The organism is Streptomyces sp. NPDC006193, from assembly GCF_040613915.1.
In the GTDB taxonomy this organism is placed as follows: Bacteria; Actinomycetota; Actinomycetes; order Streptomycetales; family Streptomycetaceae; genus Streptomyces.
Map to the genome: position 1 here is coordinate 20,555 of NZ_JBEXTB010000022.1, position 25,370 is coordinate 45,924.

The window sequence follows — 25,370 nt, forward strand, 5'->3', positions numbered from 1 at the left end:
GGGGCAACCGACATGCGAGCCACCCGGGGTCGTTCCCCCCGCCCCGGGCGCGGCATCTCCGCCGGCGGCCCTCCCCCCTCGGGCCGCCGGCGGAGCCATGTCCGCCGCGGCCCGCCGGTCCGCACATGCGGAGCGCGCGGCGCGGGAGCAGCGAGGCGGGGGTCCCGGCCTGCGGCCGCCGGCCGGGACCGGACCGCCCCCTCACGTCCTTCGGCAGTGGCGAGCCCCACCCCGTCAGAGCCTGCCGGGCGGCTGAGCCACTGGGCCGCCGACCCGGCCGTGGCCACCGGGTCGACCGCCCCCGGGCTCGATCCGGCACGGGGCCGCCGGGCCCGCGCTCCACCGCGCAGGTCGATCCCGCCGGGCCCGCTCCGGCCGTGCGGTGACGTGCCGTCCGCTCGCCGGTCCGCCGGTCCGCTCAGAGCCGGTGCGGCCGGTCCGCCGATCACCTGGCCGCCGGCGCGGCCGGCAGGTCGAACACGTGCCGGGGGGAGACGATCTTCGTGATCGCCTCGCCGAGCAGCGTGCTGGGTTCCTGCCCGTCGTGGTCGATGTCGGTGTCGAGCAGCGCCACGACGGTGGTCCGCGTCGCCGGGAGGTAGATGGTCAGCGACTCGTAGCCGGGCAGGGAGCCGTTGTGGCCGATCCACCCCTGCACGTCGAAGATGCCCAGCCCGTATCCCGCGCCCGGGATCGGCGTCCTCGGGGTGACCAGCCGCTGCTTCTGCAGTTCCGGACTGACCATCCTGCCGCCGTCCGGCAGCCGTCCGGTGGCCACCGTGGGCGCCCAGATGCGCAGGTCGTCCAAGGTCGAGATCATGGCGCCGGCCGCCCATCCCCAGGAGGGGTCCCAGTCGGCCGTGTCGGCGATCTTCCCGTTCGCGGTCTGGTCGGTGTAACCCTGCGCGTGCGGCATGGGGAACTCGCTGCCCTTCGGGAACAGCGTGTCCTTCATGCCGGCCGGGTCGAGGATGTGCCGCTCGATGTAGTCACCGAGGCGCTGACCGCTCTCCTTCTCCACGACCAGGCCGAGCAGGATCAGGTTGGTGTTGCTGTAGGAGAACTTCTCCCCCGGCTGGAACAGCACCGGATGCCGGAAGGCGTAGCCGAGCAACTGCTGCGGTGTGAAGGGGCGCCGGGGGTCCGAGGTGAGCGCCTTGTAGAAGTCCTCGTCCTCCGAGTAGTTGAACAAGCCGCTGCGCATGCCGGCCAGCTGACGCAGTGTGATCTCATCGCCGTTCGGCACGCCGTCGACGTACCTGCCGATCGGGTCGTCCAGGCCGACCTTCCCCTGGTCGGCGAGTTGCAGCAGCGCGGTGACGGTGAACGTCTTCGTCTCGCTGCCGATGCGCATGAACAGGTCCGGCGTCATCTTCCGGCCGGTCGCCTTGTCGGCGACGCCGAACGAGCGGACGTAACTCTCCTGGCCCGGTGTCCAGACGCCCACGGTGACGCCGGGTATGTCCGCCTCGTGCATCACCCGCTTCACGGACGCGTCGAGTCGGTGTGCCACGTCGGGGGTGAGCCTGCGGACGTCCGGTCCCGACGCGGAGGGGGTGGGCGTGCCTGCGGCGGGAGCGGCGGGCGCCGCCCCTGCCGTGAGCGGCGCCAACAGCGTTCCCGTCAGCACGGCGGCCAGCACTCCCCTGCGCAGGCGTACGGAGGAAGGCGACATGGGCTGACTCCAAGCACATGAGGGGCGAGCGTGCGCTGGGCGAGACGTCGGAGCCGGACCTTCCCAGGATAGGAGCGCCCGGACACCGGCGCGCGTCGGGCGCGGCCCACGCGCCGGGATGCGCGCCGGGTGGCCGTCCGCTACGGCGCGCACCGGGGCGTGAGCACCGCCAGCGCCCCGTTCGCCCGCTGCAGCGCCGCCTCCAGTGCGCCGGGCGCGTGCAGTCTGCCGGTGCCGTCGGGCGGCACGAGCCACTCCAGGTAACGGGCGGGCCGGTAGGGCGGCGGCACGGCGACCCAGGAACCCCTGCCCGCGCAGCGCAGTCCCGCGCCCACCCAGCCGCCGGACGGATCGGGCGGCAGCAGGAACCCGACGCGTCCCGCCGCGGTGTCCACCAGCGTCGGCCCCGGCACCGAAGACCCGGGCCGCCACAACAGGTCCAGGGCGAGCAGCCCCATCCGCTCGGGGACGCTGAGGACGTCCCAGAAACGGCCCGCCTCCAGCAGCGCGATGCCCTCCCCGTGGTCCCATTGCCATTTGCAGGACCGCGGGTCGGCCGCCGCCGCTGCCAGCCACTCCACGCCCCGCTTCCACATCGTGTTCGTCATGCGCTGCTCCGGGGTGTCCTCGCTCGCCTGCCCGAGCGCAGTCGACGGCCGTCACCGGGCATTCCGTGCCTTCGCGCGCCAACCCGGCATCTGCATGCTTGTGGAGATTTCCGCGTGGCGGAAGGGGTGGCGAACCCTGGCGTTCAAGTGCGGAAGTGCGAACTCCGCTCACCGGTTCGTGCCGTGGGCGAAGGCGACGCGTCACCCGCTCGCGAGGTCTCTTCCGGCGGACGAGCGGCGCGCCGGCGAGGAGAGGCCCTCATTCCAGCCACCTCCCGTCGCGCATGACCACCCTGCCGCGCAGTTCGGGCTCGCCGCGCCAGGCGCGCACAGTCCTCGGGACCACGCGTACGTACAGGAAAGCGCCCTCTTCCACGCGTGGATCCCAGCCGAACCTGTCGGCGAACGCCTCCGCTGCGTCCCCTGGCACCTCCTGGTCCGGGAAGCACTCGGCCTCCCCCTGAAGGAGCACCACGTCGAAGGTGTCCGGCAGCGCCAGGCGCACGCGCGGCTCTTCGCGGACGTTGCGCGCGGTCACGGACGTGGCGGCGGTGCACAACCACACGGCGCGCCCGTCCCACAGGAACCACAGCGGCACCTGATGCGGCCCGTGATCAGGGTGAGCCGTCGACACCCATGCATCCCGCTCGCTGACCAGCCGCTCCAGAGTGTCATGGATGCGCTCCGACGTCCGGCGGCGAACAGTTCCTGTGGTCCCCATGGGAACCGACCCTAGCCACGCGGGGGCGAAGCCGCCTGAGGCGCGGGACCTACTCCCGGCGACCGATGAACCCCTCAGCTCCCGGCTCGGAGCGGTGGTGGCCGCGTCGCCGGGCACACCCCGCTGATCCGGCGGAACGGCGCGGGGAGGGCGTGCTCAGGGGGACGGGGGGTCGGGGGCGAGCACCAGCATGGTCGCGTCGTCGCGGACCTCGTAGCGCCGCCGGAGCAGGTCCGCCCACACCGCTTCGGGCAGCTCCGCCGACGGGCTGCCGGCCAGGGCCGCCAGCCGCTCGCGCAGCGGATAGAAGGCGTCGGCGGCGTCCCGCGCCTCCCACACGCCGTCGGAGGCCAGGAACAGCCGGTCGCCCGCGCCGAGCGCCACGGTGACCTCCTTCGGCGCGTCCACGCCGACGAGCCCGATACCCAGCGGCGGCCCCGGCGCGACGGCCAGTTCCCGGGCCTGTCCCCCGTGCAGCAGCACGGGCGTCGGATGGCCGCAGGCCACCACCCGCACCGCGGCCGTGCCGGTGGCGAACTCCAGCAGCAGGGCCGTCGCGAACAGCTCCGGGTGCCGCACGTCCGCCGAGTCCACCGTCAGCCGGCGGTCCATGCGGGCCGCCACGGACTCGAGGTCGGGCTGGTCCAGGGCCGCCTCCCGGAACGCCCCCAGCAGCGACACCACCGTGGCCACGGACGACAGACCGTGCCCCTGCACGTCCCCCATCACCGCGCGCACCCCGTACGGCCCCGCCCGCACGTCGAAGAAGTCCCCGCCCACCAGCGTGCCGTCCTGGGCGGCCCGATAGAAGCCCGTGCAGCCCACCCGGCCCACGCGCCGCGGCAGCGGCGGCAGCACGGCCCGCTGCACCGCCTCGCCGATCGCCCGCTCGCTGTCCAGCTGGGCGTCCCGGTGACTGCGCACATAGGACACGAACACGCTCAGCGCCGCCACGAACACGATGGTCAGCAGGTCCGTGTTGCCCGGACGGTTCAGGTGCGTGGCGGGCAGGACCAGCACCAGGAGCACGCCCGCGCCGAGGAGACCGGTCGTCAGCGGACCGTACGACAGGACCGCCAGCGGCGGGATCGCGCCCAGCAGGAACCCGAGATCCCGCGCGTCAGGGGTGAGGAACGTGGCCGAGCCGACGGCCACGAGCAGCAGCACGGGCAGCACCCGTACCCACCACGGCGGCGGCGCGCCCCGCAGCCAGCCGCGGTTCTCCCGGTCCCTGCGCCACGACCGGCCGCGCACCGATCCCACACCCCCAAGCTACGCCGCGGACGCCCCGTCGTGCCGCCCGTAAAGCAGTGGACGCCCGTTCCCGGGACCACCTAGCCTGTGGGCACCACGCCCGGACGCGCGGAAGAAGGAGGCGAGCGTCATGCAGGACACCACCATCCGGCGCTCCCCCCTTCCCGTGCCGCGGGCGTGTCACGTCTGATCCGCCGGGAGCGCCGCACACCGCACGCGATCCGGAGGACACCCCTTGACCGATCCGGTCATCCGCACGCTCGACGAGAGCAGCGCGCACCTTTTCGACGCCATGCCCGACCCGCTGGGCTTCCGTGACAAGCACCGGCAGACCCGCTACCGCCCCGACTGGCGGCGCGTCGCCCTGCGCGACGGCCGCACCGTGGCCCGCGCCGCCTGGTGGGCCCGCCCTGAGGACCCCGAGCCGCTCGTGATCAACTGGTTCGACGTCGCCGAGGGCGAGGAGGAGGCCGGAGCGGAGCTGCTGCGGACGGCGCCCTGGCACACCGCCGAACTGGAGCTCGACCTGCCCACCGGCTGGCGCGCCGCGCCGGGCCTGCGCGCAGCGGTGGCCGCCCGCGACACGGCCGCGCGCGGGGCCGGCTACACGCCCCTGGTGGAGCGCTTCATCTACCGCTGGACGCCCGGCCTGGGGCTGCCCGAGCGGCCCGGACGGCTCGTCTTCACCGCCGAACCGGACGACGCCGTCTTCCACGGCCTGCTGCGCCGTATCCACTCCGTCACGCTCGACGCCCACGCCCGCCGGGCCATCGAGCAGGGCGGCGTGGACCGGGCGGCGCAGGAGGAACTCGACATCTTCCACTGGTTCCCGTCGCCGCGGAGCTGGTGGCGGATCGCCCGCACACCGGCGGGCGAGCCCGTCGGCATCCACATCCCCGCGCGCAACCCCGCGGGGCCGTGCATCGGCTTCATCGGCGTGGCGCCGGAACACCGCGGCCACGGCTACGCCTACGACCTGCTCGCCGAGTGCACCCACTTCCTGGCTGCGGAGGGCGCCGAGTTCATCGCCGCGGCCACCGACCAGGGCAACTTCCCGATGGCCGCCAACTTCACCAAGGCCGGCTATCCCGTCGTGCGGGAGCGCCTCAACTACTGGGCCGCCGGCGGTGCCGCCACCGGGTGACCGGTGACGGCGCGGTGACCGGGTGACCGGGTGGCTCCGCACACCGCGGACCGGGCGCCCGCCTCCGGATCCCCCGTACGCGCGCACGGTCCCGCGGCGCCCGGCCGGCCACCCGGGGCGGCCGCCCGGCCGGGCGCCGCGTCCCGCGCGCCCGGCCGGGCCCTGCCCCGGCTACAGGTAGGGGCGGGTGATCAGCTCGATCGCGTGACCGGCGGGGTCCTTGAAGTACACCCCCCGGCCGCCGTGCTCATCGTTGATCTCGCCGGGGCGTCGCATCTGCGGATCGGCCCAGTGGGTGATGCCGCGGTCGCACAGCCGCCGGTACGCCCGGTCGAACAGTTCGTCGTCGATCAGGAACGCGTAGTGCTGCATCTGGATCTCCACCGGCGGCTCGGCGAACTGGAGCAGCACGCCGTCGTGGAGCTGGATGTTGGTGAACAGGCCCCAGGACGGCGCTTCCGGCAGTTCCAGCAGCTCCCGGTAGAAGCGCGCGGACTCGTCGCGGTCCTTGGCGGCGATGATGGTGTGGTTGAACGTGACTGTCATACAGCTGACCTCGCTGTGGCTCGGCACGGAGAAGGGACTCGTGGTGCGCGAGCAGGGGGAGGTCCGCGTGCGGAACCGGGGCGCCTTCCTGGCACCCGCCGTGCGGTCAGCCCTCCACCGGGTAGCCGATCCGTGTGTGGCGCAGTGCCGGTCCGGTGTTCACGCCGGTGACGTTACTTGATCGCACCGACCTGCGACAACACCGGGGCTCCGGACGGGACCTGCCCGGTGACGGCGTACCCGCCCGCCGCCTCCGCCCCGCCGGGTCCGGCTCAGGTTCTTCCCGCAGGCCGGGCAGGCAACGCCAGTCGATGGTCCTGCTGAACACGCCCGCGAGGGCGCCGGCCGACGGATCGGGGCGCCGTCTCCGCGCCGATGAAGTGCACGAGCCGGGAGATGCTCCGGTCGAGTTCGGTCAGCTGGTCGGCGAAGGCCTTCTCTCCGAGCCGCCCGCCAGGCGGGTCTCCGCCGCGGCCAGGATCTCCGTGACGCGGAGGCCGAACGCCGCGTCGCAGGAGTGCGGGCGGCCCGTGCGGGCGGACCGCACCAGGGCGTCCGCGGCCCGGGACAGCGCCGGGACCGCTCCTTCCGCACTCGCCGGCAGGACCGTCACGCCCGCGTCGCCGCGCAGTTCCACGTCGGCCCCGGCCGCCGCGGGCGGGGCCGTCAGGCTCAGCGTGACCGTGCTCGACGCGCCGGTGGCATGGTCCAGGACCAGGTGGACGGTGTCCGCGGGACCGTGCGCCGCCGCCACGACCTGCCGTACGTCGCCGAGGACCGGCAGCAGCACCGACAGGGCGTGCGGGCCGACGTCCCACAGCGCGCCCTTCTCCCGCCGCCACGGCGAGGCCGCGAACGGGCTGTCGCCCGTGAACACCGCCCCCAGCCACTGCGCCCGCGCCGTGAACCATCCCGTCACCGCGGCCTGTTCCTCGATCCAGGCCTCCGGCTCCTTCTGGAACCGCGCGGTGAAGAACACCACCGACGCCACCCCGGCCCGCTCCACCGCCTCCACCACGGCCCGCCCCTCGGCGGCCGACACCGCCAGCGGCTTGTCCAGCAGCAGGTGCCGGCCCGCCCGGGCCGCCCGCACCGCCAACCCGGCCTGCACCGACGGCGGCAGGGCCACCGCCACCGCCTCCACGTCGGCGAGCAGCGCGTCCACGTCGGTGTACGCGGCGACGCCGTACTGCTCCGCCAGCGCCGCGGCCGCCTCCGGCCGGCGCCCCCACACCCCGGCGAACTCCAGGCCGGTGTGCCCGGCGAGGGCGGGAGCGTACGCCGTCCGGGCCCACGGGCCCGTTCCCAGCAGTCCGATGCGCATGTCGCGTTCCTCTCCCGGAGCCGTTCCCCGCACCCTCACGATGCCGCGCTGCGGTCGCCCTGCGCACACCCGCGGTCCTCATCCGCCTGTCCGGCGAGCCACCCGGCGATGGCGGCGGAGATCGGCTGCCCGGTGTCCATCTCCACGAACCCGAACTGACCGGACTGGTTGCACTCCAGGAACCACCAGATGCCGTCCGCGTCCTCCGCGAAGTCGAAAGCGCCGTACGCCAGTTCCGCGCCCTCCATGTAGCGCAGCACGCCCTCGGCGACGCGCTGCGGCACCTCTGCGGGCAGCCAGGGGGAGACCGACGGGGCGAAGCGGACGTCCACGGCGTCGCAAGGGGCGTCCGGGTCGGCCGGCTTGCGCGCGGCCAGCAGCGACCGGCCGACGACGGTCAGCCGTACGTCGGCCCGCTTGGCGATCCGCCGCTGCAGCAGGGTCGGGCCGAAGGCGACCGCGGTGAAGTCGGCGTCCGGCGCGACCCGGCTCGTCGGCACCGCGCGCGGCGGCTCCTGCGGATGCGCGCCGGAGACCGGCTTGACGACCAGGTCCGGGAAGCGTTCCGCGAACTCCCGCGCCGCCTGCGGGAACGTGGTGATCAGCGTGGCCGGCACCGGCAGGCCGCTGCGCTGGGCGAGATGCAGCTGCCAGGGCTTGTGACGGGCGCGCCGGGCGGCGTCCGGATGGTTCATCCAGCGGGCGTCGCTGCAGCGCAGCATGCCGTACAGCGCCTGCGACGACTCCTCCGTCAGCCAGGCGGACGGGTGGGCGGCGCGGGCGGCCGGATCGCCCGGCCTGCGCACCCAGATGGCGCGCAGGCCGTTCATGCTCACCAGGCGCCCGCCGACGGACAGATGTCCGTGGCGGGCGCCGTGCACGTACTCGCCCGACAGCGCCACCCCGTTCGTCAGATCGGCGGGGTCGAGCCGGACGACGGGCACGCCGGCCTCGCCCAGCCGGAGGACCACCATGTCCGCCGTCACGTCTTCCTCACTGGTCAGGATGAGCACGGTCATCTGTCCGGGCCCGCTGTTCAGTCGTCGAAGTGCGTCTTGGAACCGGCGGTCGACGTCGTCGTCCCCAGTGCTCTCAGGGTCGCGTGGTCGGTCGCGGCGATCCTGCCGTCCGGGAGGACGTTCAACTGCAGTCCGGAGTCGTACGCGTACGGGGCGGTGACCTCCAACTGCACAGCCGGGCGCGCGTAGTTGAGCGTGAACGGTTGCATGATCTCTCCCTGATTAGGCTTTCACGTCCTTATACGACTCGAACGGGTGATTGGTTTCCTTACGCTGCGTAATCCCAGCTCGGGCAGCACACGGGCGGGGCACGGGGGCGGCGGGGCGCGGGCAGCGCGAGGACAGGGCGGGCACGGACCGGTGCCGTCCAGAGGCACAACAAGACGTTGATCCATCGGCCGCGGTGGTCGTTCGATTCGTCGGGGCATTGGCCCGTCGTCCTGTTCGGCCGAGCGGATAGCATGCCCGCATGGCACAGGACGCCCACGACGCGCACGACGCCCACGCGCTCCAGGAGGCGGCCCGGCTGCGGCTGGCCGTCCTCGCGGCCGACGGCGTCGTCGCCGACGGGGCGCCGGCGCACCGGGTCGCCCGGGACGCGGAGCTGCTCGGCGGGCTGCTCGCGGCGGCCGACCGCCGCAGGGCCGGCGGTGACGCGGCTTTGGACGTCGGGGCCGACGACATCGGCGCCGCGCTCAGTCTCTTCGGCGGCCTGCGGCACCAACTGGATCGGCTGGAGAGCCAGGTGGTCATGGAGGCGCGGCGGCGGGGCATGGACTGGCGGCAGATCGCCCGGCACCAGGGGCTCAACTCCTCGCAGGCCGCCTCGCAGCGCCATCAGCGGCTGACGACCCGGCTCGAAGAGATCCGCCAGGGCGTCCGGTAGAAAGACGGATGTGGAGATGACGGACCAGCCCGACCAGCTGTTCGCGGCGGTGGACTCGCTGCTCGCCGCCGTCGACGGCGGCACCGTGCTGCCCGCCCCGGCGGAACGGACGCGGCTGCGGGAGGCGGCGGGCCTGACCCGGGCCGCGGTGGCACAGGCACTCGGCGTACGCGTGCCCAGCGTCCAGGCGTGGGAGGCGGGCCGCGCCGAACCGAAGGGCGACCGCCTGGAGGCCTACCGCCGCCTCCTGGAGGGCCTCGCCAAGCGCTACCCGGCCCCGGCCCACCCGTCACCGCCGTCCACGGCCCCGGCCCTCCCGTCCCCGCCGTTCACGGCCCCGGCCCACCCGTCACCGCCGTCCGCGGCCCCGGCCGGCCCGCCGCACGCGACGGCCGCACCGGCCGACGCGACTCCTCCCGCGCCGCCCGCCGCCGGGACCGCGCCGACGGCTCCCCCCGCTGCGTCCGGCGATGCGCGGGCAGTGCCCGCCGGGCGACCGGACTCGGCGTCCCCGCCCGCCGGGGAGGCGCGGCAGGCGCCCGAGGGCGAGCCGCACACGGCGGCGCCGGCCGCCCCTCCCGGCGCCCCGGGAACCACCGGCGGGACCTCGCCGGAGCCCGGCCGCGACGCCGTCTCCGGCGCCGGGACTGCCGTGCGGGCGCCCGCCGCCTCCCCGGGGACGCCCGCCGGGCCCGCGGCGCGGGACGCCGGCCCCGCCCGCCGACCCGCGGGGCGCAGGACGTCCCCCGGCAAGCCGCTGCGCACCGCCGCCCGCTCCGCCGAAGCCCCCGACCCCCGTTTCGCGCACGGCCCCCTCGCCGTGGTCGACGCGGACGAGGACGGCCGGGTGAGCGCCTACTGCGCCGGCGGACTCGTGCTGGACGTGCCCGCCAGGTCGCTGCCCGCGCTCGTCGAGTGGGCCGTCGCCGAGGCGCGGCTCGGCCAGCCGCGGCTGCACCGGTACGGCAAGGACGCCGACCCCCTCGTCGTGCTGACCGAGTCGGCCTGCGTGCGCTACGGGCTGCCCCCGCGGCTGACCGACGAGGAACGGCTGGCCGGCCGGATCGCCGAGTCCCACAAGGCGGTCCGGCAGCTGCAGAAGGCCGACTGGCGGCTCACCCGGCGCGGCTTCGGACCCTGGGCCCGCGTCTACCGCCCCGCCCAGGGCGCCCGGCGCAGCTGCGTCCAGTTCTGCCTGCCGTCCTGGCACGCGCTGGACACCCGGCACTGGGGAGACGCGGCCACCCTGCCGCCCGCGGAACTCGCCCGGGTCCTCGGCACCTACGCCGCCCGTGTGCTCACCCCCCGCGGCTCCACCGCCGTGACCGGTCTGGAGCTGATGACCGCGCTGCACCCGCCGACCCGCGCGGTGCAGGGCGAGGACGGCCGGTGGGTGTCCGCCCCGAACCCGGGCGCCCTGGCCGAGGCCGTCGACTGCGCGCCCTGCGAGGCGCCGGACGGCCACCCGCTCCTCGCCCACCTGCCCCGCTTCCACCAGCGCACCCCGGCCGAGACGCTGCGCGAGGAGGCGTACGACTGGGCCCGGCCGCTGACCGACGAGGAGTGCCTGAAGCCGTACCTCGTCGGCATCGACGTCAACATGGCGTTCGCGGCGGCGGCCAACCGCACGGTCGTCGGCCTCGGCGCCCCCGTCCACGTGCGCAACCCCGAGTTCGACCCGGCGCTGCCCGGCTCCTGGCTGGTCGACCTCTCCCATGTACGGCTCGACCCCCGCCTGCCGAGCCCCTTCACCCCGGACGGCGAACCGCCCGAGGGCCCGGCCTGGTACGCGACGCCGACCGTGGCCTACGCGGTCGAACTCGGATACCGGGTCGCACCGTCGGAGGCCTACGTCCGCCCCGAGCACGGCCCCTACCTGGACGCCTGGTACACCAGGCTGCGCGACGCCTACATCGCCACCATGGCCGACCTCGGCGTCACCACCGGCATGACCCCGGAGGAGTACCTCGCGGCGATGGGCGGCCACCAGGACCGCGACCCGCACCTCGCGCTCGTGCTCGCGGCGATCAAGGCCACGGTCAAGGGCGGCATCGGCAAGCTGCGCGAACGGGCGCGCAGCGGATGGCGGCCGGGAGAGCGGTGGCCGGCGCTGGACCGGCCGACCTGGCGCCCGGACATCCGGGCCGCGGTCATCTCCAAGGCCCGGGTGAACATGCACCGCAAGATGCTCGCCACCGCCCGGGCCACCGGCCGGTACCCGGTCGCGGTCCTCTCCGACTGCGCGGTGTACGCCTCCGACGGCCCCGGTCCGCTCGACGTCGTGCCGTACCGGGACGGCAAGCCGCTGCCGGGCGGCTTCCGGATCGGGGTCAGCCCGGGCATGGTCAAGCACGAGGGCACGCAGAGCGTCCTGTGGGGGGAGGGGCTGCGCGAACAGCACGGCGACCGTCTCAACCTGGCCCGCTACATCAAGTCCGGGCGGCTCACCGTCCCCGACGCGGGGGAGTAGCCGCGGGGAGCGGCCGCACGGGCCGGCGCGGTCACCGCGCGAGCGCGGCCCGCGCCACCGTCAGCGCCTGTTCCGCGTACCCCCGGCCGAACAGCACCGCGTGCACCAGCAGCGGGAAGAGCTGGTGCAGCCCCACCCGCTCCCGCCAGCCGTCGGCGGGCGGCGCCGCCTCCCGGTACCCGGCGAGGATCCGGTCCAGCTGGGGGCAGCCGAACAGCTGCAGCATGGCCAGGTCCGTCTCCCGGTGCCCGCCGTGCGCGGCCGGGTCGATGAGCCGCACCTCGCCGTCGGCGCCCCACAGCACGTTGCCGCTCCACAGATCCCCGTGCAGCCGGGCCGGCGGCTCGGCGGGCCCCGCCAGGTCCGGGAGCCGCTCGCAGACCCGCTCGAACACGGCCGCCTCGCCGGAGCGGAGCGCGCCGCGGTCGACCGCGGCGCGCGCGTACGGCAGCACACGGTGCTCGGCGTACCAGCGGGGCCAGTCGGAGCCCGGCACGTTGCGCATGGGCGCGAGGCCGATGTACGCGTCCTCGGGACCGCCCGGCGGAGCCGATCCGAAGCACGGCGCACCGGCCGCGTGGAGAGCGGCGAGGGCCCGTCCGAACCGCAGCGCCGCCTCGGGGCCGGGACGGCCGGTCGCCACCCGCTCGGTCACCATCCAGCGCTCGTCGTGTCCGAGCACCGCCGGCACCCGGACGGCGTCCGCCGCGGCCAGCCAGCGCAGCCCCGCCACCTCGGCGCGCACCGCCCCCGGACCGTCGCCCCGCTTCACCATCACCGGTGTCCCGCCGTCGAGCAGCACTTCGGCGGGCGACCCCGGCGGCCTCCGCGCCCCGCTGACCGGACGCCCGGTGAGCCGGGCCGCCACCTGCCCCGGATCCTCGTCCCGATCGACCACGGCCCCAGGGTACGACCCCAACCCTCGCCCGCACGGGCGACTTCACCGCCCGTGCGGCCGGCGCAGCCGCTGTGCGGGGTGCCGTGTCGCCCCCACCGGCTGCCGGTGCCCGCCACCCGGCCCACGACCCCACGCGCGGCGGCGCCGGGGGGCCTCAGCGGGCGGGGGTGTGTGCTGTGCGGGTCAGTCCCACGGGGTTGCCGGGCGGCAGCAGGTCCGCCTGCTCCACCGTCCTGGCCAGCGGCTCCAGCAGCCCGGCCAGCCGCTCGGTGCGCTCGGCGCCCAGCGCGGTCCACGGGCTCTCGGCCGCCGCGTCGGTGAGCGCCTCGGTCTGCGCGCGCACGGCCGCTCCCGCAGGCGTGAGCGAGCCGTCCGCCGCCAGCCGCCCGGACGCGCGGAGCCGTTCCACGGCCGCCTCCCAGTCCGCTTCCCCCCACTTCCGGGTCCGGCGCAGGAAGGCTTCGTCCGACTCGCCGGCCGCCGCCTTGAGCGCCATCGCCTCGACCGGGCCGAGTCCCAGGCTCACCAGCACCGCCATGTGCGAGTCACCGCGGTGCTCGCGCAGCGTGGTCAGCGCCTGCCAGAGGCGTGCGGCGGGCCGGCCGGGGCGCTCCAGCGCCTGGTTGGCGGCGGCCAGCACCCGGCCCGCGGTGTCCGCGGCCGCCGCGGCCTCCCAGGCGAGGTCCGCGGCCTCGGCGAACGCGGCGGATCCGACGGCGTCCGCCCCGAACAGCCGGGTCATCGCCGCGTCCATCGCCTCCAGGCGGGCCGCCAGCACGTCCGCCGGGGCCGCGTACCCCCAGGCGTCCGGGAGCGCCCGGGCCACCCGGGCGGGGTGGAAGACGTAGAAGCAGCTCGTCACGACGGACGGCGGCGCCGCGCCGAGCGGTGCGGCGCGCAGGGCGAAGTAGCCCATCCAGTACCCGCGCAGGCCGAGCCCGTCCGCCGCCGCGTGCGCCTCCGGCGCGAAGTACACGAGGTCGTGCACCGGCTCGTACCGCTCCCACAGGGCCCGCGCCCACCCGTCCGCCACCGCTTCCTCCCACCGCCTCGGCCTGCCGTGCCTGCCGGGCACCAGCCTGCGTTATGACGGCCGTCATAACAAGGGGGGCGGGGTCACCGGCCGGGGACCCGGACCCGGCCCAGGGCGTTGCCCAGCAGTTCCGTGAACCAGACCGCGCCGCCGGGCCCGGCCGTCAGGCGCAGCGGCACCTTGGCGCCGCCGTCCGGCACCGGGAACGTGGTGACGGCGCCGGTCGCGCCGAACCGGCCGATGCGCCCCGCCCCGTCCGCGTACCAGATGCGGCCGTCCGGGCCGCGGGCGATGCCGCTCGGCAGGCTGTCGGGGCCGGGCAGCCCGAACCGCGTGACGTGCCCGGTGTAGTCGATCCGGTCGACCGAGCGGGTGCCGGACGCGGTCAGCCACATGCCGTCCGGTCCGGCGGCGATGCCGGCCGGGAAGCCGCCGCCCGGCAGGGGGAACTCGGTGATCCGGCCTGCGGTGGTGATCCGCCCGACCTTGCCGGCGCGCAGTTCGGTGAACCACAGGGCGCCGTCCCCGCCCGCCGCGATGGAGTGCGGGGAGGCGTCCGGGGTGGGGAGCGGGTACTCGGTGATCGCGCCCGCCGCCGTGACGCGGCCGATCCTGTTGCCGGCGGCCTCGGTGAACCACAGGGCCCGGTCCGGCCCGAGCGCGATCCCGCCGGGAGCGCTGCCCGCGGTCGGCACCGGATACTCGGTGAGGCGGCCGGTGGCGGTGATGCGGCCGATCCGTCCGGCGGCGGTCTCGGTGAACCACAGGGCCCGGTCCGGCCCGGTGACGATCTCGGCGGGTCCGGTGTCCGGCCCGGAGGTCGGGAAGTCGGTCACCGCGCCGTCGGCCGTCATCCGCCCGATCCGGCCCGCACCGTGCTCCGCGAACCACAGCGCGCCGTCCGGACCGGTGGTCAGTCCCGCGGGCGCCGCACCGGCCACCGTGGTCACCGGATACTCCCGCACCTCGCCGGCTGCGGCGCGGGCGGGGGCGGTGACGGCGGCCACGGCGAGCACGGCGCCGGCCGCCGCGGCGGGCAGCCGCCGCGGGGCCCGGCGCCCGGGGGTGGTCGTGGGCACGGTGCGCCCCCTTCTCGGCACGGCGGTCGCCGCCGGATGACGGACGGTCGGAGGGGGTCCGGGCGCGGCCCCCGCTGCCGTGCGGCCGCGCCGCCCGACCGGCCCGGACGGGGTGAGGGGGGCCGGCGCACTGGGGCAGACGGGTGGCGTGGTGACCCGGCTGGGCGGCCCGGATGGTGGGAGTCGGGACCTTCGGTGACGGTGGTTCATGTCGAGGCCGGGTCATTCCAGCTGATGAGGTATCCGCTGCCCGGCCATGGCGGAAGGACATCACTATGCGCTCTGCCCGCATGCTTCTGGCCACGGCGGCTGCCGCAGCCGCCTTCGCCTTCGCCGCACCCGGGGCCGCGTTCGCCGTCCCCGCCGGGCACGACGGCGACCACGACGACTCCTCGTACAGCAAGGAGCACGACAGCGACCACGACAAGGGCGACGACCACGACAAGGGCTACGACCACGACAAGGACTCCGACCGCTCCGACCACGACAAGGACTCCGGCCGGGACCACGACAAGGACTACGGCAAGGAGCACGACGGGGACCGCGGACACGACGAGCCGCGCGGCGGAATGCACACGGGCGGCGGAGCACTGGCCGCGCTGCGCGGGGACGACTGGGGTTCGGACCACGACAAACGGGACAACAGCAAGTACGACCCCGAGACCTACCGGGACAAGGGCCACGAGAGCGGCCGTGACAAGGACGACTGGGGCGGCGGCGACCACGACAAGCCGCGCGGCGGCATGCACACCGGCGGCGGCGCGCTCGCCGCTCCCGGAGTCACCGCGGGCGGCATCGCCGTGCTGGGCGTAGGCGCCGCCGGGGCGTACGCGCTGCGCCGCAGGAAGGCCGGCCAGCCGGCGTCCTGACGGACCGGCGCCCGTCAGGGGCTGCGGACGCCGCCGGCGCGCACACCGTGCCGGCGGGCCGCGCCCCCTGCGCCGGGGCGCAGTCCCCGCGTTCCCTGTCCCGATCCCCGCGCTGCCGTGCCCGAGTGAGGTGGTGTCCGATGGCAGCAGACCCGTCCTCCCCGAACCCCGCCGAACCGGCGCCGGACGAGCAGCGCACCGGCCGCGGCGGGCGGCTGGCGCTGTGGGGCGTGGCCGCCGTCGTCCTGCTCGTCGGCGTGCTCGGCGGGCACCAGCGCCCGGACGAGACGGCGCCGCAGGCGGACCGCGCCCCGGCCACGACGGCCGCCGCCCCGGCCGAGTCGCACCGGGCCGGCGGCGAGATGCCCCGGTCCGCGCCCACCCGCCTGCGCATCCCGAAGATCTCCGTGGACGCCCCCTTCACCACCCTGACCATCGGCGCCTCGGGCCAGCTCCAGCCCCCGCCCGCCGACGACACCAACCTCGTCGGCTGGTACGCCGCGGGCGTCGCCCCCGGCGAGACGGGCACCGCGATCATCGCCGGGCACGTCGACACGGCGACCTCCGCCGCCGTCTTCGCCAACCTCGACCAGCTGCGGCGGGGCGACCGGTTCTCCGTGAAGCGGGCCGACGGGACCACGGCGGAGTTCGTCGTGGACAGCGCCGAGACCTTCGCGAAGGACGACTTCCCGAGCAAACGGGTGTACGCGGACGCCGCCCGCCCCGAGGTCCGGCTCATCACCTGCGCCGGGGACTACGACCGCTCGGTGCGGGACTACACCGACAACCTGGTCGTCTTCGCCCACCTGGTCTGAGCCGCCGGAAGCCCGCACCGGAGCCACGCACCGACCGCCCGCGCCGACCCGTCGCGCCGTTCACCGCCCCGGCGGTGAACGGCGCGCGGGCGCGGTGGGGCCGCCGTCGGACGCAGCCCGGCCCGCGTCCCGCTCACGGCGGGACACCCGGCCACCCGGCCCGGCGGGCGCGCGTCGGACACCCACTTTTTTGTGGGTACTTGGCGGGGCCGCCCCACCGGGAGAGGCTGTTTCCCGAAGGTCAGGGGCTGCCGGAGAGACGGACGGGAGGTGACGGTCGCAGCGCGCGTCAGGACGCCGCTCCGCGCTCGCGGAGCCGCTCCAGACGGCGGTGGCCCCATGCGGACAAGGGGTCAAGCGCCGCGGCCAGATCACGGCCGAACCCGGTCAGCGAGTACACCGTCTTCGGCGGCAGCACGTCGTGCACCTCCCGGTGCACCAGGCCGTCCGCCTCCATCTCGCGCAGCGCCTGGGTCAGCACCTTCTCGCTCAGTCCCGGCAGCCGGCGGCGCAGTTCGCCGGGCCGGTGCGGGCCGGACTCCAGCAGCCACAGCAGCGACGTCTTCCACTTGCCGTCGATCACGGCGATCGCGGCGGTCACTCCGCAGACGTTCGGGTCCTGGGCACGGCTGCGCGTCATCCTCGTCGTCCTCTTCTGTCACCCACCGGCCGTCGGGCCGTCTTTCCCCACTGCACACGGGAGTTGCCAACATGTCCACCCCCTCGGATCTTCCTGCCGTCACGGTGCTCGGCCTCGGCCCGATGGGCCGCGCGCTGGCGGGCGCGTTTCTCGCGGCCGGCCTGCGCACCACGGTCTGGAACCGCACGCCCGGCAGGGACCGGGAGCTGACCGCGCGGGGCGCGGCCGGTGCCGGATCGGCCGAAGAGGCTGTCTGCGGAGCCGAGTTGACCGTCGTCTGCGTGGTGAACTACGACGCCTCCGACGCGGTCCTGCGCCGTGACGACGTCACTCGCGCCCTGAAGGGCCGCACCCTGGTGAACCTGAGCGCCGACACCCCCGACCGCGCCCGGGACACCGCGGGCTGGGCGGCGGCCCACGGCATCGGCTACCTGGACGGCGCCATCATGACCCCGGCACCCAGCATCGGCACGCCCGAAGCCGTCTTCCTGCACAGCGGTCCGCGCGACCTGTACGAGGAGCACCGGGCCGTGCTGGAGACGCTTGGCGGCGCGCACACCCACCTGGGGGAGGAGCCGGGGCTCGCCGCGACCTTCGACATCGCGCTCCTCGACATCTTCTGGACCGCGATGGCGGGCTACGCGCACGCGGTGGCGCTCGCCCGGGCGGAGGGCGTCACCGCCCGCGAACTGATGCCCTTCGCCCAGGGCATCGCCACGATCCTGCCGCCGCTCTTCGCTCAGTTCGCGCAGGACGCCGACAGCGGCTCCTATTCCGGCGAGATCAACCCGATCACCTCCGCCGCCTCCACCATGGCCCATGTGGTCGCCGCCTCCGAGGCCCACGGCATCGACGCGGGCGTGATGCGCGCCGTGGAGGGCATGGCCCGCCGGGTGATCGGCCTCGGCCACGGCACGGACGGCTTCATACGGGTCGCGGAGGTACTGGGACGGCGCTGAGCCCGGGGGAGGGGAGCACCCGCCGGCCGCGCCCGTGGCTGCGGGTGTGCGCCGCGGGCGCAGCCCCGGGCCGGCCCCGGCCGGGCGCGGGGCGCCCGGCGGAACGGCCGCCGACCGGAGAAGCCGGTCGGCGGCCGTGGCGCGCTCAGGACGGGGACGGGGGCGGGAACGGGGTCAGACCGCCGTCGTCGGGAAGGTCGGGTACTCGACGCCCGACACGTGCTGGACGACCCGGACGACCTGGCAGGAGTAGCCGAACTCGTTGTCGTACCAGAGGTAGAGGATCGCGTTGTCGCCGTCGACCTTGAGGGCGCCGGCGTCCACGATCGAGGCGTGGCGCGAGCCGATGAAGTCGCTGGAGACCGCGTCGGGCGCCGTGATGAAGTCGATCTGGCGCTTCAGCGGCGAGGTCAGCGACACCTCCCGCAGGTAGTCGTGGACCTCCTCGCGGGTGGTCTCGCGGGCCAGCTGGAGGTTGAGGATCGCGATCGACACGTCCGGCACCGGGACCCGGATCGAGCTGCCGCTGATCTTCGCCTTGAGATCGGGCAGCGCCTTGGCCACGGCGGAGGCGGCGCCGGTCTCGGTGATGACCATGTTGAGCGGAGCGGAGCGGCCGCGGCGCTCGGACTTGTGGTAGTTGTCCAGCAGGTTCTGGTCGTTGGTGAACGAGTGCACGGTCTCCACGTGGCCGCGCAGCACGCCGTACTCGTCGTCCATCGCCTTCAGCGGCGGGACGATCGCGTTGGTGGTGCAGGAGGCGCAGGACAGGATCTGCTCGTCCGGCTTGATGGTGTCGTGGTTGACGCCGTGCACGATGTTCGGGACGTCGCCCTTGCCCGGCGCGGTCAGCACGACCTTCTCGATGCCGGGGCGCAGGTGCTTGGACAGGCCCTCGCGGTCGCGCCACTTGCCGGTGTTGTCGATCAGAATGGCGTCCCGGATGCCGTGCTCGGTGTAGTCCACCTGCGACGGGTCGTCGGCGTAGATCACCTTGATCGCGTTGCCGTTGGCGACGATCGTGCTGCTGTCCTCGTCCACGGTGATCGTGCCCTGGAACTGGCCGTGGATGGAGTCCCGGCGCAGCAGGGAGGCACGCTTGACGATGTCCTGGGCGCCGCCGCCGCGCACGACGATGGCGCGCAGCCGCAGGCCGTTGCCGGACCCGGCCTTCTCGATCAGCAGGCGGGCGACGAGGCGGCCGATGCGGCCGAAGCCGTAGAGGACGACGTCGCGCGGCTCGCGGCGCTCGATCTTGTCGGCGCCGGTGGCGCCGGCGACGGCCTCGGCGGTGAACTCCGCCACGCTCAGGCCGCGGTCGTCGGCCTTGTACATGGTGGCCAGCATGCCGAGGTCGATCTGGGACGGCCCGAGGTCGAGCGTGGTCAGGGCCTGCAGGAACGGCATGGTCTCGGTGACCGACAGCTCGGCGCCCGCGATCTGCCGTGCGAAGCGGTGGGTCTTGAGGATGCTGACCACCGACTTGTTCACCAGGGAGCGGCTGTGCAGCAGGACGGTCACGTCCCGCTCGCGGTGCAGCTTCCCGATGAGCGGGATCATCGACTCCGCGATCTCCTCGCGGATCTTCCAGTTGGTGAACGAGTCGTCGTTGACAGTCACGGGTCCATCTTTCGAGCTAGGCGGCGCTCATATGATAACCACACCTCTCGGGGGGTCCAGGGAGGGGTGGACGGTGCCGGAGGTGCGTCCGGATTCGTGAATCAGGGGGGAAGTACGCACGACACCCGGGTCGCGGATTGCGCCCTCCCGGCGGCGTCACCAAGGTCGGGACCGTGAGCACCTCCTCCGTCCCCCGGCCCGAGCCGACGGCCCCCTCGGGCCTTCCGGGCCGCTCCCGGCCGCCGCGGCCGGCCGGATCCGGCCCGCCGCAGGGCGCCCTGCCGGCCCTCGCCCTGTTCCTGGCCGTCCGGCTCGCCGGGCTCCTCGCGGTGATCGTCACGAACGAGCTCCGAGGACAGCCGCTGGTGAGGAACCTGGCCCACTCCTGGGACTCCCGCTGGTACCTGCACATCGCCACGCACGGCTACGGCCACCTCATCTGGATCACCCCGAAGGGCACCGTCCAGACCGACTGGGCGTTCTTCCCCCTCTATCCGGCGCTCATCAGAGCCCTGACCGCCGCCTCGCCGCTCACCCCGGGCCGGGCCGCCCTGCTGATCGCCTGGACAGCCGCGGGCGTCGCCGCGTACGGCGTCTACGCCATCGGCCACCGCCTGTACGGCCCGGGTCCCGCCACCGCCCTGGTCGCCCTCTGGGCCGTGCTGCCGCACGCCGTCGAACTGACCATCGCCTACACCGAGTCGCTGTTCGCCGCGCTCGCCGCCTGGTCCCTCCACGCCGTCCTCAGGGGCCGCTGGCTGTGGGCCGGAACCCTCGCCGCCCTCGCCGGCCTCTCCCGGCCCAGCGGGTTCGCGGTGGCGGTGGCCGTCTCCCTCGCCGCGGGGCACCAGGCGCTGCGGCAGCGCGGCCGGGTCCCGGCGCGGCTGTGGGCCGGCGCGATCCTCGCTCCGCTGGGCTGGCTCGGCCATGTGCTGTGGGTGGGCAGCCGCACGGGAGACCTGCTCGGCGGCTACTTCACGGTGCAGAGCGCCTGGGAGTCCCGTTTCGACTTCGGCGCCGGCTCTCTGCGTTTCCTCCGGGCCCTGTTCCTGTACGGCGGAGGCGTGGTCTACCCGGTGGCCCTGGTGATCGTCGCGGCGGGCCTGCTGCTGTTCGCGCTGCTCTGCCTGGACCGCGCCCCGCTGGCCCTGGTCGTCTTCTCCGGCGTCCTCGTCCTGCTCGTGATCGGCGGCTCCGGCTCCTTCTCCTCCAAACCGCGCTTCCTGCTGCCGGCGTTCCCGCTGCTCATCCCGATGGCACGCGCACTCGCCCGCACCTGGCGGCCGCGGCCGGCGCAGGCGGCGGCCGTGTACGGCGCCCTCGCCGTCGTCTCCCTGCCGTTCGGCGCCTATGTGACCGCGGTGGCCCACTCCCCGCTGTGAGCAGCCGCCACCGCACATCGCACCGGCCGGATCCCGTCCCGGCCCCGGGACACGCCCGCGTCCCTCGGAGTGGAGCCGGCACGGGCCGCGATGACATGATCCGACGGCACGTCGTGTTCCGGGTCCGGTGGGAAGACCCCGGCACAGTCCGCCGGGAAGGCGTCCGGCGGAGTCCGGCGGAGTCCGGCGGGGAGAAGGGGAGGAGCCGCCGATGAGGCTGCACACGCACGAGTGGGGGACCGGCGACCGGATCGCCGTCCTGGTGCACGGGATCATGTCCGACCACCGCACCTGGCACCGGGTCGCACCGGTCCTGGCGGACAAGGGGTACCGGGTGGTCGGCGTGGACCTGCGCGGCCACGGCGCGAGCGGCCGGGGCGAGTACAGCCCCGAGCACTGGGCGGACGACCTCGTGGAGTCCCTCCCCGCAGGGACGGAGCTGGCGATCGGCCACTCCCTCGGTGCCCTGGCGCTGGCCGGAGCCGTCGAGCGGCTGGCGCCCGCCCGGGCCGTCTACTGCGACCCCGCATGGGACCTGCGCGAGCAACTGGTCGAGGCCTCCGCGCACTTCGCCGCACTCAAGAGGGCGAGCCGCGCCATGATCAAGGGCCTCAATCCGCGCTGGGACGAGGCGGACGTCGACGTGGAACTGGCCGCGCTCGAAGCCTGGGACCCGGCCACGGCCCGCGTCCTGCCCGGCATCTACTCCGTCAGCCGGACGCCGGCGCGCCCGGCGGTGCCCTCGCTCGTGGTGCTGGCTGGCGCCGGCGGACTGCTGCGCCCCGGCCTGGCGGGGGAGTTGGTCCGGCGGGGCTTCGAGGTCCGTACGGTCGAGGGCGCCGGGCACACCCTCTACCGGGACGACTTCGACGGGTTCATCGGGGCGCTGGACGGCTGGATCTGACGGGGGGCTCACGCCCCCCGGGGCGCCGGGGTCCTGACGTCAGCGCGGGTTGAAGACGACGCTGGCGAAGCGTGCGCCGTTCGGCGCCGAACGGCCGGCGGCGAGCCGCAGCGCCGACCCCTTGCACTTCTTCTTCGTGTAGACGACGAGCGGCTTCTTCGTCCCGTTGCGGGCGCCGCGCGCCTCCTGGGCCATGTCGAAGCACTTCCTGTCCGGCGGGTTCGCGATGGAGTAGGCCTTGCCCCGGGGGCCGATCCAGGCGAACGTGCCGTCGGCGGCGAGCGCGGAACCGGTGGTGGTCAGAGCGAGGGCGAGTCCGCCGAGAACGGCGGCGAACGGACGACACAGACGCATACGGGTGTCCTTGGTCGACGGTGACAGGGAGGAGCGGACCGGGCCGCACCCGTAATCTCCCACCGCGGTGGGCCCGGCCCGGAGGCCGACACGGGCACATCCACCGTCCGGGGGACGGAGACGCAGGGATGCTGACGTGGGGCGTGGACGGGCCGCGCCGCCCGGCGCGGAGGGGCCGGCCGGGGGACCGGCTGTGCGAAGGCCCCGATTCCGGGTAGGCGAGGGGACCCCGAGGAAGGAAAGGACCGTCTCATGACGACCTACGTGATCAGCGTCCCCGGCACCTTCACCAGCGGCATCGGGGCCGACACCCGGACCCGGCTGGCCAGGGCGCTCCGGCCCGCCGATCCGCACGGCACGCGGATGGGCGACGCGGAGGACCTGGACGTGCTCACCGTCAACGACGACAACACCTTCACCCTCCGCCTGACCGTCGAGGCGGACACCGGCCCGCACGCCGAGCAGGAGGCCCGCCGGCTCGCGGGCTCCGCGCTCAGGGACGCCGGACTGGACGAGCGGAGCGCGCCGCTCGGGCCCGCGGCGATCACCGGCATCGACTCCGAGGTCCGCTGAGCGGGACGAGAACGGGGGTGCGATCATCGTAAAACGGTAAAATCTAGGCGTTTGCCCCCTCGCAGGCGGCCGGCTCCCCGTGAGTCACCGCCCCGGCGGAAGTGATCCATGCCCCGCAAGCGCTCCACGGACGAAGGCGATGAGCTGCTGGCCCGACTCGGTTCGCTCATCGCCCAGGCGCGCCGGCGCGCGGAGCTCCAGCGCACCCAGGTGGAGCTGGCCGTCGCCCTGCAGCGCGGCATGCTCCCGCGGGACCTGCCCACCGCGCCCGGTCTGCACCTGGCGGTGCGGTACGCCCCGGCCAATCTCGGCCTCAACGTGGGCGGCGACTGGTACGACGCCTTCGTCATGCCCGACGGCCGGATAGGGCTGTCCATCGGCGACGTCCAGGGGCACAACATCGAGGCCGCCGCCTTCATGGGCCAGGTCAGGGCGGCACTGCGGGCGCTCGCCTCCGTCACCGGCGACCCGGGCGAACTCCTGGCCCGCACCAACGACCTGCTGCTCTCCCTGGGCAGCGACCTGTTCGCCACCTGCACCTTTCTGCGGCTCGACCTGGCCACCGGGGTGCTGGAGAGCGCCCGGGCCGGGCACATCCCGTACGTCTGGGCCACGGCCGACGGGAAGTCCGGGGTCGTCGACGACGAAGGCGGACCGCCCCTCGGCGTCGAGCAGGGCACGCGGTACCCCGTGTCCCGGCACCGGCTCACCACCGGCGGAGTGTTCGTGCTGCTCACCGACGGGGTGGTGGAGGGACCCTCGCTGGACATCGACGACGGCCTGGAGCAGGTGGTCCGGCTCGCGGGCGTCGCCGCCGTCGCCGGCCTGCCGGCCCGTGCGCTGGCCGCGGCGGTGATCAAAGGCGCGGCGAGCGTCGGCCACGAGGACGACGCCGCCGTCCTCGTCGTGGGCCTGGACGGGCCGGACGCCGCGCCCTGAGGCGCTCACCGCGGGGCGCGGCCGCGCACGGCGCCGGCCGCAGCGGCGGCCCGGCGTTCCGCCGAAGGGCCGGACGGGACCCGCCTCACCTCGCCGACCCCCGCTCACCGGTGTGAGATTGCTGCTGTGGTCGGTACCGAGGAACTGCGCCGGCCGGGCGGCCGAGCCGTCCGGATCCTGGCCGTCGCCGCCAGCTACTACGTGGCGGCGCGGCTCGGCCTGCTGCGCGAGCTGACGGTCGAGGGCGCCGTCGTCACCCCCATCTGGCCGCCCACCGGCGTCGCCGTCGCCGCCCTGCTGCTCCTCGGCCCGGGCTGCTGGCCGGGCATCACGCTCGGCGCCTTCTTCACCGTGCTGTCCCTGACCACACCCGACGTCGCCGTCCTCGGCGTCCTCCTCGGCAACACCGCCGCGCCCGTGTGCGCGGCGCTCCTGCTGCGCCGCGCCCGTTTCCGCACCGACCTCGGCCGGCTGCGCGACGGCCTCGCCCTGGTGTTCCTGGGTGCGCTGACCGCCATGCTGATCAGCGCCACCGTCGGCGTCGGCCTCCTCGTCCTGACGGGCAGTCTCGCCCCCCACGGCTTCTGGCCCGTGTGGCTGGCCTGGTGGGTGGGCGACGCGATGGGCGTGCTGCTCGTGACCCCGCTGCTGCTGTTGCTGCACCGCGCCCGCCGGCCGCTGCCGCGGGGACGGTGGCGGGAGGCGACGGCGCTGGCCGTGGTGGCCTGCGGTCTGGTGCCGCTGGCGGCCTACAGCTCCCTCAGCATGCTCTTCCTCGTCTACCCGCTCATCATCTGGGCGGCGCTGCGGTTCCAGCTCGCGGGCAGCGTCCTGTGCGCTCTGGCGGCGTCCGTGGCGGCCACCCTCGCCGCGACCGACGGCGCCGGGGCGTTCGCGGGGCTGAACCGGATCGAGGTCATGGCGAAGCTGCAGGCGTTCAACGGGGCCCTGGCCCTGACCGCGCTGCTGCTGTCCGCCGTGATCACCGAACAGCGCAACACCCGGCGTTCGGTGGAGAAGGCCTGCCAGGAGCTGGCCGAGGTGCTCGAACACCTCACCGCGGGCGAGCCCCCGCCGCCCCGGCCGCAGGACGGAGCGGACGGCGACCGGCCCCGGCAGGCCGGATTGCCGTGAACCGCCTGCGGCAGCGCGCCGTCACCGCCCGGACCGGTCGACCGGCCCTTCGTCGTCGCTCCCCGGCTCCGCCGCCGGGGTCCCCTCCTCCACGTCCTGCGGGGCGCGGGACGGCGGGTGGGCGGCGCCGGGGCCGGCGGGCTGGCCGCCGCCGGTGGTGCCGTAGCCGCCGGGGATGCCCGGCGGCGTGTCCGCGGCAGCCGCCGCTTCGCTGATGTGCCGCCGGGCCCGGACCCCGGCCCGGCGCTCCGGGTACGGGTAGTCGAACGGCTGCGAGGCGGCGCGCTCACGGTCCGCCTCGCGCTGCCGGTTCGCGGCCCGCTCGGCCGCCGTCGCGTTGTCGTCCTGCCGGTCGTTCTCGTCCTGCCGGTCGTTCTCGTGATCCTTCATGCGGCGCCGAGTACCCGTGCGACGGCCCACGCCAACGTCCGGCGCCGCCCGGCCGACGAGCGCACCGCAGCCGAGGCGCGGAGCCGCGTCAGTGGGCCGCCGCTCACCACCGACGGCCCCCGGCGCCCCGCCCG

26 protein-coding genes are annotated in these 25,370 nt (G+C 75.0%); 11 read left to right on the forward strand and 15 right to left on the reverse strand.

The window, feature by feature from the left end; all coding sequences use genetic code 11:
* Positions 1–445: 445 nt before the first annotated feature.
* The 4 genes from ABZ261_RS20110 to ABZ261_RS20125 all read right to left on the reverse strand — a co-directional run bounded on the left by ABZ261_RS20110 (position 446) and on the right by ABZ261_RS20125 (position 4,267).
* On the reverse strand, positions 446–1,675 hold the full coding sequence (locus ABZ261_RS20110; protein WP_356860949.1) for a serine hydrolase domain-containing protein: 1,230 nt from the start codon (positions 1,673–1,675) through the stop codon (positions 446–448).
* A gap of 140 nt (positions 1,676–1,815) precedes the next feature.
* Complete coding sequence (locus tag ABZ261_RS20115) at positions 1,816–2,283, reverse strand: hypothetical protein (RefSeq protein ID WP_356860951.1); 468 nt, start codon at positions 2,281–2,283, stop codon at positions 1,816–1,818.
* A gap of 259 nt (positions 2,284–2,542) precedes the next feature.
* A complete protein-coding gene (locus tag ABZ261_RS20120; RefSeq protein WP_356860953.1) occupies positions 2,543–3,004 on the reverse strand; it encodes a pyridoxamine 5'-phosphate oxidase family protein in 462 nt (153 codons plus the stop codon).
* Between the two features lie 156 nt (positions 3,005–3,160).
* On the reverse strand, positions 3,161–4,267 hold the full coding sequence (locus ABZ261_RS20125) for a PP2C family protein-serine/threonine phosphatase (protein ID WP_356860955.1): 1,107 nt from the start codon (positions 4,265–4,267) through the stop codon (positions 3,161–3,163).
* Positions 4,268–4,493: 226 nt separating this feature from the next.
* On the opposite strand from ABZ261_RS20125, the gene ABZ261_RS20130 reads away from it, so the two are divergent.
* A complete protein-coding gene (locus ABZ261_RS20130) occupies positions 4,494–5,402 on the forward strand; it encodes a GNAT family N-acetyltransferase (RefSeq protein ID WP_356860957.1) in 909 nt (302 codons plus the stop codon).
* A gap of 171 nt (positions 5,403–5,573) precedes the next feature.
* Here ABZ261_RS20130 and ABZ261_RS20135 read toward each other — a convergent pair whose 3' ends face one another.
* The 4 genes from ABZ261_RS20135 to tgmA all read right to left on the reverse strand — a co-directional run bounded on the left by ABZ261_RS20135 (position 5,574) and on the right by tgmA (position 8,500).
* A complete protein-coding gene (locus ABZ261_RS20135; RefSeq protein ID WP_356860959.1) occupies positions 5,574–5,948 on the reverse strand; it encodes a VOC family protein in 375 nt (124 codons plus the stop codon).
* Positions 5,949–6,363: 415 nt separating this feature from the next.
* The gene (locus ABZ261_RS20140) at positions 6,364–7,272 is read right to left on the reverse strand and encodes a Gfo/Idh/MocA family oxidoreductase (protein ID WP_356860961.1); all 909 of its coding nucleotides are present in this window, start codon (positions 7,270–7,272) and stop codon (positions 6,364–6,366) included.
* A gap of 35 nt (positions 7,273–7,307) precedes the next feature.
* A complete protein-coding gene (tgmB, locus tag ABZ261_RS20145; protein WP_356860963.1) occupies positions 7,308–8,291 on the reverse strand; it encodes an ATP-grasp ribosomal peptide maturase in 984 nt (327 codons plus the stop codon).
* A 17-nt stretch (positions 8,292–8,308) separates the two neighbouring features.
* A complete protein-coding gene (tgmA, locus tag ABZ261_RS20150) occupies positions 8,309–8,500 on the reverse strand; it encodes a putative ATP-grasp-modified RiPP (protein WP_356860965.1) in 192 nt (63 codons plus the stop codon).
* 260 nt (positions 8,501–8,760) lie between these two features.
* On the opposite strand from tgmA, the gene ABZ261_RS20155 reads away from it, so the two are divergent.
* Both ABZ261_RS20155 and ABZ261_RS20160 read left to right on the forward strand, forming a co-directional pair.
* Positions 8,761–9,177: a hypothetical protein gene (locus tag ABZ261_RS20155; RefSeq protein WP_356860967.1), complete on the forward strand. Its 417-nt coding sequence runs from the start codon at positions 8,761–8,763 to the stop codon at positions 9,175–9,177.
* A 16-nt stretch (positions 9,178–9,193) separates the two neighbouring features.
* Positions 9,194–11,647, forward strand: a complete 2,454-nt coding sequence (locus ABZ261_RS20160) for a helix-turn-helix domain-containing protein (RefSeq protein ID WP_356860969.1) — start codon at positions 9,194–9,196, stop codon at positions 11,645–11,647.
* A 31-nt stretch (positions 11,648–11,678) separates the two neighbouring features.
* On the opposite strand, the gene ABZ261_RS20165 is transcribed toward ABZ261_RS20160, so the two are convergent.
* From ABZ261_RS20165 to ABZ261_RS20175, 3 genes are all read right to left on the reverse strand, one after another.
* Entirely contained in the window at positions 11,679–12,515 is an 837-nt protein-coding gene (locus ABZ261_RS20165) for a fructosamine kinase family protein (protein WP_356861097.1), read from the reverse strand.
* Positions 12,516–12,699: 184 nt separating this feature from the next.
* A complete protein-coding gene (locus tag ABZ261_RS20170; protein WP_356860971.1) occupies positions 12,700–13,578 on the reverse strand; it encodes a hypothetical protein in 879 nt (292 codons plus the stop codon).
* 83 nt (positions 13,579–13,661) lie between these two features.
* Positions 13,662–14,657: a hypothetical protein gene (locus ABZ261_RS20175; protein ID WP_356860973.1), complete on the reverse strand. Its 996-nt coding sequence runs from the start codon at positions 14,655–14,657 to the stop codon at positions 13,662–13,664.
* 275 nt (positions 14,658–14,932) lie between these two features.
* Here ABZ261_RS20175 and ABZ261_RS20180 point away from each other — a divergent pair, with 275 nt between their 5' ends.
* Complete coding sequence (locus ABZ261_RS20180; protein ID WP_356860975.1) at positions 14,933–15,526, forward strand: hypothetical protein; 594 nt, start codon at positions 14,933–14,935, stop codon at positions 15,524–15,526.
* Between the two features lie 140 nt (positions 15,527–15,666).
* Complete coding sequence (locus ABZ261_RS20185) at positions 15,667–16,341, forward strand: class F sortase (RefSeq protein WP_356860977.1); 675 nt, start codon at positions 15,667–15,669, stop codon at positions 16,339–16,341.
* A 289-nt stretch (positions 16,342–16,630) separates the two neighbouring features.
* On the opposite strand, the gene ABZ261_RS20190 is transcribed toward ABZ261_RS20185, so the two are convergent.
* Positions 16,631–16,981 (reverse strand): helix-turn-helix domain-containing protein, encoded by a 351-nt coding sequence (locus ABZ261_RS20190; RefSeq protein WP_356860979.1) that lies wholly within the window; start codon positions 16,979–16,981, stop codon positions 16,631–16,633.
* A 71-nt stretch (positions 16,982–17,052) separates the two neighbouring features.
* Between ABZ261_RS20190 and ABZ261_RS20195 the strand changes: the two genes are divergently transcribed.
* Positions 17,053–17,940 carry an NAD(P)-binding domain-containing protein gene (locus tag ABZ261_RS20195; RefSeq protein ID WP_356860981.1) on the forward strand — a complete coding sequence of 296 codons (888 nt, stop codon included), beginning with the start codon at positions 17,053–17,055 and terminating at the stop codon, positions 17,938–17,940.
* A gap of 174 nt (positions 17,941–18,114) precedes the next feature.
* Here ABZ261_RS20195 and ABZ261_RS20200 read toward each other — a convergent pair whose 3' ends face one another.
* Positions 18,115–19,560, reverse strand: coding sequence for a glyceraldehyde-3-phosphate dehydrogenase (locus tag ABZ261_RS20200; protein WP_356860983.1), 1,446 nt, complete (start codon positions 19,558–19,560; stop codon positions 18,115–18,117).
* A 173-nt stretch (positions 19,561–19,733) separates the two neighbouring features.
* Between ABZ261_RS20200 and ABZ261_RS20205 the strand changes: the two genes are divergently transcribed.
* Together ABZ261_RS20205 and ABZ261_RS20210 are read left to right on the forward strand one after the other, a co-directional pair.
* A complete protein-coding gene (locus ABZ261_RS20205; RefSeq protein ID WP_356860985.1) occupies positions 19,734–20,942 on the forward strand; it encodes a hypothetical protein in 1,209 nt (402 codons plus the stop codon).
* Between the two features lie 211 nt (positions 20,943–21,153).
* Positions 21,154–21,846, forward strand: coding sequence for an alpha/beta hydrolase (locus ABZ261_RS20210; RefSeq protein ID WP_356860987.1), 693 nt, complete (start codon positions 21,154–21,156; stop codon positions 21,844–21,846).
* 39 nt (positions 21,847–21,885) lie between these two features.
* Here ABZ261_RS20210 and ABZ261_RS20215 read toward each other — a convergent pair whose 3' ends face one another.
* Positions 21,886–22,200, reverse strand: a complete 315-nt coding sequence (locus ABZ261_RS20215) for a hypothetical protein (protein WP_356860989.1) — start codon at positions 22,198–22,200, stop codon at positions 21,886–21,888.
* 252 nt (positions 22,201–22,452) lie between these two features.
* On the opposite strand from ABZ261_RS20215, the gene ABZ261_RS20220 reads away from it, so the two are divergent.
* The 3 genes from ABZ261_RS20220 to ABZ261_RS20230 all read left to right on the forward strand — a co-directional run bounded on the left by ABZ261_RS20220 (position 22,453) and on the right by ABZ261_RS20230 (position 24,846).
* On the forward strand, positions 22,453–22,773 hold the full coding sequence (locus ABZ261_RS20220) for a hypothetical protein (protein ID WP_356860991.1): 321 nt from the start codon (positions 22,453–22,455) through the stop codon (positions 22,771–22,773).
* A 108-nt stretch (positions 22,774–22,881) separates the two neighbouring features.
* Positions 22,882–23,712 (forward strand): PP2C family protein-serine/threonine phosphatase, encoded by an 831-nt coding sequence (locus ABZ261_RS20225; RefSeq protein WP_356860993.1) that lies wholly within the window; start codon positions 22,882–22,884, stop codon positions 23,710–23,712.
* A 126-nt stretch (positions 23,713–23,838) separates the two neighbouring features.
* Positions 23,839–24,846: an MASE1 domain-containing protein gene (locus ABZ261_RS20230; RefSeq protein ID WP_356860995.1), complete on the forward strand. Its 1,008-nt coding sequence runs from the start codon at positions 23,839–23,841 to the stop codon at positions 24,844–24,846.
* Positions 24,847–24,867: 21 nt separating this feature from the next.
* Here ABZ261_RS20230 and ABZ261_RS20235 read toward each other — a convergent pair whose 3' ends face one another.
* The gene (locus ABZ261_RS20235; RefSeq protein ID WP_356860997.1) at positions 24,868–25,236 is read right to left on the reverse strand and encodes a hypothetical protein; all 369 of its coding nucleotides are present in this window, start codon (positions 25,234–25,236) and stop codon (positions 24,868–24,870) included.
* Between the last annotated feature and the right edge of the window lie 134 nt (positions 25,237–25,370).

What these genes read in the sequence shown, in the direction of transcription:
- ABZ261_RS20190 (WP_356860979.1), bottom strand. Translation starts at nt 16,981, where the DNA reads ATGACGCGCAGCCGTGCCCAGGACCCGAACGTCTGCGGAGTGACCGCC.
- ABZ261_RS20195 (WP_356860981.1), top strand. Translation starts at nt 17,053, where the DNA reads ATGTCCACCCCCTCGGATCTTCCTGCCGTCACGGTGCTCGGCCTCGGC.
- ABZ261_RS20185 (WP_356860977.1), top strand. Translation starts at nt 15,667, where the DNA reads ATGGCAGCAGACCCGTCCTCCCCGAACCCCGCCGAACCGGCGCCGGAC.
- ABZ261_RS20110 (WP_356860949.1), bottom strand. Translation starts at nt 1,675, where the DNA reads ATGTCGCCTTCCTCCGTACGCCTGCGCAGGGGAGTGCTGGCCGCCGTG.
- ABZ261_RS20120 (WP_356860953.1), bottom strand. Translation starts at nt 3,004, where the DNA reads ATGGGGACCACAGGAACTGTTCGCCGCCGGACGTCGGAGCGCATCCAT.
- ABZ261_RS20235 (WP_356860997.1), bottom strand. Translation starts at nt 25,236, where the DNA reads ATGAAGGATCACGAGAACGACCGGCAGGACGAGAACGACCGGCAGGAC.
- ABZ261_RS20140 (WP_356860961.1), bottom strand. Translation starts at nt 7,272, where the DNA reads ATGCGCATCGGACTGCTGGGAACGGGCCCGTGGGCCCGGACGGCGTAC.
- ABZ261_RS20225 (WP_356860993.1), top strand. Translation starts at nt 22,882, where the DNA reads ATGCCCCGCAAGCGCTCCACGGACGAAGGCGATGAGCTGCTGGCCCGA.
- ABZ261_RS20210 (WP_356860987.1), top strand. Translation starts at nt 21,154, where the DNA reads ATGAGGCTGCACACGCACGAGTGGGGGACCGGCGACCGGATCGCCGTC.
- ABZ261_RS20160 (WP_356860969.1), top strand. Translation starts at nt 9,194, where the DNA reads ATGACGGACCAGCCCGACCAGCTGTTCGCGGCGGTGGACTCGCTGCTC.
- tgmA (WP_356860965.1), bottom strand. Translation starts at nt 8,500, where the DNA reads ATGCAACCGTTCACGCTCAACTACGCGCGCCCGGCTGTGCAGTTGGAG.
- ABZ261_RS20135 (WP_356860959.1), bottom strand. Translation starts at nt 5,948, where the DNA reads ATGACAGTCACGTTCAACCACACCATCATCGCCGCCAAGGACCGCGAC.
- ABZ261_RS20180 (WP_356860975.1), top strand. Translation starts at nt 14,933, where the DNA reads ATGCGCTCTGCCCGCATGCTTCTGGCCACGGCGGCTGCCGCAGCCGCC.
- ABZ261_RS20220 (WP_356860991.1), top strand. Translation starts at nt 22,453, where the DNA reads ATGACGACCTACGTGATCAGCGTCCCCGGCACCTTCACCAGCGGCATC.
- ABZ261_RS20115 (WP_356860951.1), bottom strand. Translation starts at nt 2,283, where the DNA reads ATGACGAACACGATGTGGAAGCGGGGCGTGGAGTGGCTGGCAGCGGCG.
- ABZ261_RS20215 (WP_356860989.1), bottom strand. Translation starts at nt 22,200, where the DNA reads ATGCGTCTGTGTCGTCCGTTCGCCGCCGTTCTCGGCGGACTCGCCCTC.
- tgmB (WP_356860963.1), bottom strand. Translation starts at nt 8,291, where the DNA reads ATGACCGTGCTCATCCTGACCAGTGAGGAAGACGTGACGGCGGACATG.
- ABZ261_RS20155 (WP_356860967.1), top strand. Translation starts at nt 8,761, where the DNA reads ATGGCACAGGACGCCCACGACGCGCACGACGCCCACGCGCTCCAGGAG.